The sequence below is a fragment of the Oleiphilus sp. HI0067 genome, assembly GCF_001635735.1.
The window spans coordinates 1-5249 of the sequence record NZ_LWFI01000851.1; the positions used below are offsets into that span (position 1 = coordinate 1).

General features: G+C 43.0%; 5 protein-coding genes. All 5 read left to right on the forward strand.

Annotated elements, in window-relative coordinates:
- Nucleotides 1-774: hypothetical protein (locus tag A3739_RS29845; protein WP_197472234.1), on the forward strand; the 774-nt coding region annotated here is incomplete at its 5' end.
- An 81-nt stretch (nucleotides 775-855) separates the two neighbouring features.
- Nucleotides 856-1836, forward strand: a complete 981-nt coding sequence (locus A3739_RS09095; RefSeq protein ID WP_197472235.1) for a TonB C-terminal domain-containing protein — start codon at nucleotides 856-858, stop codon at nucleotides 1834-1836.
- A gap of 19 nt (nucleotides 1837-1855) precedes the next feature.
- Entirely contained in the window at nucleotides 1856-2869 is a 1014-nt protein-coding gene (locus tag A3739_RS09100; RefSeq protein ID WP_068501075.1) for a class I SAM-dependent methyltransferase, read from the forward strand.
- A 29-nt stretch (nucleotides 2870-2898) separates the two neighbouring features.
- Entirely contained in the window at nucleotides 2899-3543 is a 645-nt protein-coding gene (gene msrA / locus A3739_RS09105; RefSeq protein ID WP_231877054.1) for a peptide-methionine (S)-S-oxide reductase MsrA, read from the forward strand.
- 375 nt (nucleotides 3544-3918) lie between these two features.
- Nucleotides 3919-5205 carry an urea ABC transporter substrate-binding protein gene (gene urtA / locus A3739_RS09110; protein ID WP_068479100.1) on the forward strand — a complete coding sequence of 429 codons (1287 nt, stop codon included), beginning with the start codon at nucleotides 3919-3921 and terminating at the stop codon, nucleotides 5203-5205.
- Nucleotides 5206-5249: the final 44 nt, after the last annotated feature.

Here is a 5249-nt window from a genome sequence, read left to right on the forward strand (position 1 = left end):
GCAAAGAAAGCAGAACAAGACAAGAAAGCAGAACAAGCCAAGAAAGCAGAAAAAGCCAAGAAAGAAGAACAAGCCAAGAAAGCAGAACAAGCCAAGAAAGCAGAACAAGCCAAGAAAGCAGAACAAGCCAAGAAAGCAGAACAAGCCAAGAAAGCAGAACAAGCCAAGAAAGCAGAACAAGCCAAGAAAGCAGAGCAAGCTAAAAACAAAGACCAGTTAAAAAATAATAGTAAAAGAACAAAAGCTTTATCTGACAAGGAAGGCGACTCGGTTCATCAAAGGTTGAATGGACCAACTGAATTCTCTGATGAGGCCGTCTTTGCATTAGTACAAGGCAGCAAGACTTTGAAGGCGCTAAGTGATCGGCAATTAGTGACGCAAGTTGTGACACAGGGCGGCGAATCCGCTCTGAAAAGCTTACAAAGAGCAGTCGCCCAGCAAATGGACCCAGAGCAATTTCAAATTGTTAACGGTACGGTGAACTCAATGTACGAACAAATAAAGGATCTAATTGAGTATGGCGAGGATCTGCCAGAATGGGATGGACGATTTTATAATGGCGCGATTAGTTTTGTTGTATCTGAAGAAGGGCTTATTCACGGATTGAAATTTAAGAAGAGAAGCGGCTATAAAGAGCTTGATGACTATATGTACAATGCACTGCAGTCTGCTAAAAAGTTTGAAATGCCTAGTGATGAGACGGCTGCTCTCTTCGTACGCTTACAGAGATTAAAGCTAGACTATAGTCACGAGGATACCAAGGGCTTTAAATAGGCAGTCGAGTTAATTCGCTAAATGAGCACTAACTACCAGCAACAAAAAGTTTTTTCTAGATTAGTGCTACTGAGTACTATATTGCACGCTATTGTATTTGTTGCAGTCTATTCATTTTCTCAAACAGAAAACCACTCAAAACACGCGTACACTGCAATCAACCTGTCCTTGACTAGTGTTTCTCCACGCATAGTAGAAGCGCGTAAAGAACGCCCCCCCATAGAAGAACCTCCTGAACCAGAAATTGAGGAAGTAAAGAAAGATAAAGTAAATGAAGAGGACTTAATTGATCATTTGATCAATGAGCACAAGCTTGGTGATGAATTTAGTTCGAATAACCAAGATGTCACGAAAGAGGCTCAGCTAGATTTTGGAGCAAAGCAAGAAATCGTTAAAAAGAAAGAGTCCAGTATAGGCACGAAAGGTGATAGGGAGGCGGTCAGTACAGTAGATTTATTTGCACCAATTGATATGGTAGGAAACGGCGCTCTTGAGGTGGACGCATTTACGGGAGTTAGTGACGAAGTTGGAGTTGGTGACGAGGCTGTTGCAAACGATTCTTCTGGTAAAGCTGAACTTGGCGCTGAATCAGACATCGCTTTTATCCCGCCAGAAGAACTTAAAATCCCGCCGGAGTTTTTGGGTAATCTCGGAAACATGGAGCTCTTAGAGGAACGTGATCTAGGTAATGCATATGTGGAGGACCCGTTTGCAGAGCAAGAATCAAAAGAATTCAAGATTGTAAATCGATATCTAAAAAGACTTAACGAGCAAGTTTACGAGTACTGGGTGAATCCGTATCAGGGAACGAAGCTCTTTGAAGGTGTTATTAAGCTTGAGCTTGATGCTAGTGGTTATATCGTTAATGCCTATATATACAAACCCAGTGGACATCGTTTACTAGATAGTTCAGCGTTAGATGCAATTAGAGCTGTACCTCGCTACGAAGTTCCGGATAATCCCGTTATCACAGAACGCCATTACACTAACCTCCGTTTTTATTATTCGTCAATTAAACAAGAAACGGAATTAATGCCATTTGAAGTAGCTGAACAGAATTAGTTTCTATTAAGGAGTGTGCGTGACACAAGCCACCGCCCAAGTAATCGAGCGTAACGAAGATCTTTTTCCTAACGAAAGTAGTTATTTATTTATTGAGCCACCATCAGAGCCAACAAATAATGTTTTTGCGTTACACGATGTTGTGACGTTCAACTACAGAACCTATAAAGCTTTCGAAGAGTTTGATAAAGAAAATATTGTCTTTGGTATCCCTGAAAGTAGCGATCGTTATGACGGTATTATTTTGTTTATGCCAAAGTCAAAATCTGAGTTGGAGTTGTATTTAGATCTGGCAGCAAGCGTACTAGCAGATCATGGCAAACTGTATCTGTTAGGCGAAAAGAAAAGCGGTATTGCGAGCGGCGCAAAGCGACTCGCGGCTCGTTCAAAAGAGTGCGTAAAAATCGATTCAGCCAAACACTGTCAGCTGTGGGAAGCGTCCGGCGTATCGGCTACTAATGCATTCGATATACAAGATTATTTTGAAGTTTTCGATTTTCAGCTCGATCCCGAGAATAAACTCAAACTCGCTGCACTACCTGGTGTCTTCGCGAGTGGGCGGTTAGATGAGGGAACAGCTTTGTTGCTTGAGCAGGATATTCGTCGCTTAAAAGGACGGACCTTAGACTTCGGTTGTGGGTGCGGCGTAATTAGCGTAGCAATTAAAACTTTGAATCCAGATATAGATGTCGAGAGTATAGACATCAACTGGTTTGCCCTAGAGACGACCAAGAAGACTTTATCCCTAAATGGATTAACGGCGTCGGTGTATGCGAGTGATGGTTGGGATGAAGTAAAAGGAAGAGTGAATGGCGTCGTAACTAACCCACCGTTTCATCAGGGCGTTTCAACAGAGTATATGACGACTGAGTCGTTTATTAAGACGGCCAAAGACAAAATGGCGCGCTATGCCCCCATGTATATAGTGGCAAATAATTTCTTAAGGTACCCAGAATTGATCACTTCAGTATTTGGCCGATGCTCTGATGTTGGACGAAACAACAAATTCGCGGTCTATTATTGCGAGCGTTAAAGTTCGAATGTTTTCGAAAGGAGGTAATAATGACTCAAAAACTTATGTCTAGTGTGAATTATTCCGGCGATGGCTCCGCTAGCATCCAATTTGATTGGCAATTGTTGCAAGGCGCCTCAACGCAACACTACGTCGACGGCACGCAATTTACTCCTCCTTTTGCTGAACATCTAGACTGTATTGCGCTTGGGCTTGGTTGCTTTTGGGGGGCTGAACGTGCGTTTTGGCAGCTCGACGGTGTTGTCTCGACTGCGGTTGGCTATGGTGGAGGAGAGCAAGCTGATCCGGACTACAAAACGGTCTGTAATGGTGCGACAGGCCATGTTGAGCTCGTTTTGGTTATTTTTGATGCGTCGAAAATTAGCATACAAGAGATTTTGAAGGTTTTCTGGGAAAAGCATGACCCAACACAGGGCATGAGGCAGGGGAATGACATCGGTTCTCAATATCGCTCTGCTATATATTGGATGAAGCCTGAGCATGAGGCCGTCGCTTTAAAAACGCTAAAAGAATATGAGAAAAAATTGTTGTCGCTTAGCTATAGTGCGATCACGACCGAAATAAAACCGCTTAATGCTTTTTATTATGCAGAGTCTTACCATCAGCAGTATTTAGCAAAGAATCCGGGTGGGTATTGCAGGCTTGGAGGGACAGGAGTTACTTGTACGATTTAGTAAAAAAAGCCCTTGAAGTTCAAGGGCTAAGTCCACTCTAGCGATTCCGCTAGTGATAACAAACCTGAAACATCCTGTATCAAGTGATTGTCACTGTACTGTGACAAATTAGAGCTTGCATACTAATTTTCTTTATTATTCCTTTTTGTTTGCCCATTAATTGGGCGATCTTAGCGCCTCCCACCCATAATTCAGCCACATTATGGTGCGTATATTTTTTGCTTATGCGTACAGCTAGCTGCGTTAGCTTGTTAAATTATTGTTTTATATATGTTTTTTAAAATGGGCGTGACCCTTGCTGAGTCAGCGATAGGAATATTGCGATTTAGCAGTCCTAAAAAAACCTAAAACAAACAAGGAAAGGGGAAGTTAACGATGAAAAACTTCAAGTCAAAACTAGCAGGCGTTGCAGCAGCAGTGTCGCTTTCTATGGGTGCGTCAGTTTCACTGGCCGCTGACACGATCAAAGTAGGTGTTCTTCACTCTTTGTCAGGGACGATGGCAATCTCAGAGACAACGTTGAAAGACACGGTGTTGATGATGGTTGAGGAGCAAAACAAAAAAGGTGGTGTTCTAGGTAAGCAGCTTGAAGCAGTAGTTGTTGACCCAGCATCTAACTGGCCATTGTTTGCTGAGAAAGCACGCGAGTTGATCGAAAAAGACAAAGTATCAGCTGTATTTGGTTGCTGGACTTCCGTATCGCGTAAATCAGTTCTACCTGTATTTGAAGAGTTGAACAGCATCTTGTTCTACCCAGTACAGTACGAGGGTGAAGAGTCTTCTAAAAACGTATTCTACACAGGTGCGGCGCCAAACACTCAGGCAATCCCTGCAGTTGATTACCTAGCAGAACAAGGTGTTGAGCGTTGGGTTCTTGCGGGTACTGACTACGTTTACCCTCGTACTACTAACAAAATCCTTGAGGCATACTTGAAGGATGCTGGCGTTGCAGCTGAAGATATCATGATCAACTACACGCCTTTCGGTCACTCAGACTGGCAGAGCATCGTTGCTGACATCAAAAAGTTTGGTGCAGAAGGTAAGAAAACTGCTGTAGTTTCTACTATCAACGGTGATGCAAACGTTCCTTTCTACAAAGAATTGGGTAACCAAGGTATTTCTGCAGAAGATATCCCAGTTGTTGCATTCTCTGTAGGCGAAGAAGAGCTTGCAGGTCTTGATACGGCTCCACTAGTAGGTCACCTAGCAGCATGGAACTACTTCATGAGTGTTGAGTCTGACGCTAACGACACGTTCATCGAAAACTGGCATGCGTTTATCGGCGACGAAGATCGTGTGACAAATGACCCAATGGAAGCAACTTACATTGGTTTCAAAATGTGGGTTGAAGCAGTTGAGAAGGCAGGTACTACTGACCCAACTGCAGTTCAAGATGCAATCATTGGTGTATCTGTTCCTAACTTAAGTGGCGGTCTATCAACTATGATGCCTAACCACCACATCACTAAGCCTGTTCTAATTGGTGAGATCCAAGACGACGGTCAGTTTGAGATTGTTTCTTCAACTAACGGTCTTGTTCAAGGTGATGCTTGGTCTGACTACCTGCCTGGTTCTAAAGACGTTATCTCTGACTGGAGAGCTCCACTAGCATGTGGTAACTACAACGTTAAGACTGGTAAGTGTTCTGGTCAAAACTTCTAAGATAGAAGTTTCTGTAAAGCAGTAATTGAGAGGGCTAATCATAG

Coding starts and splice junctions, on each gene's coding strand:
- msrA (WP_231877054.1), top strand. CDS start 2,899: ATGACTCAAAAACTTATGTCTAGTGTGAATTATTCCGGCGATGGCTCC.
- urtA (WP_068479100.1), top strand. CDS start 3,919: ATGAAAAACTTCAAGTCAAAACTAGCAGGCGTTGCAGCAGCAGTGTCG.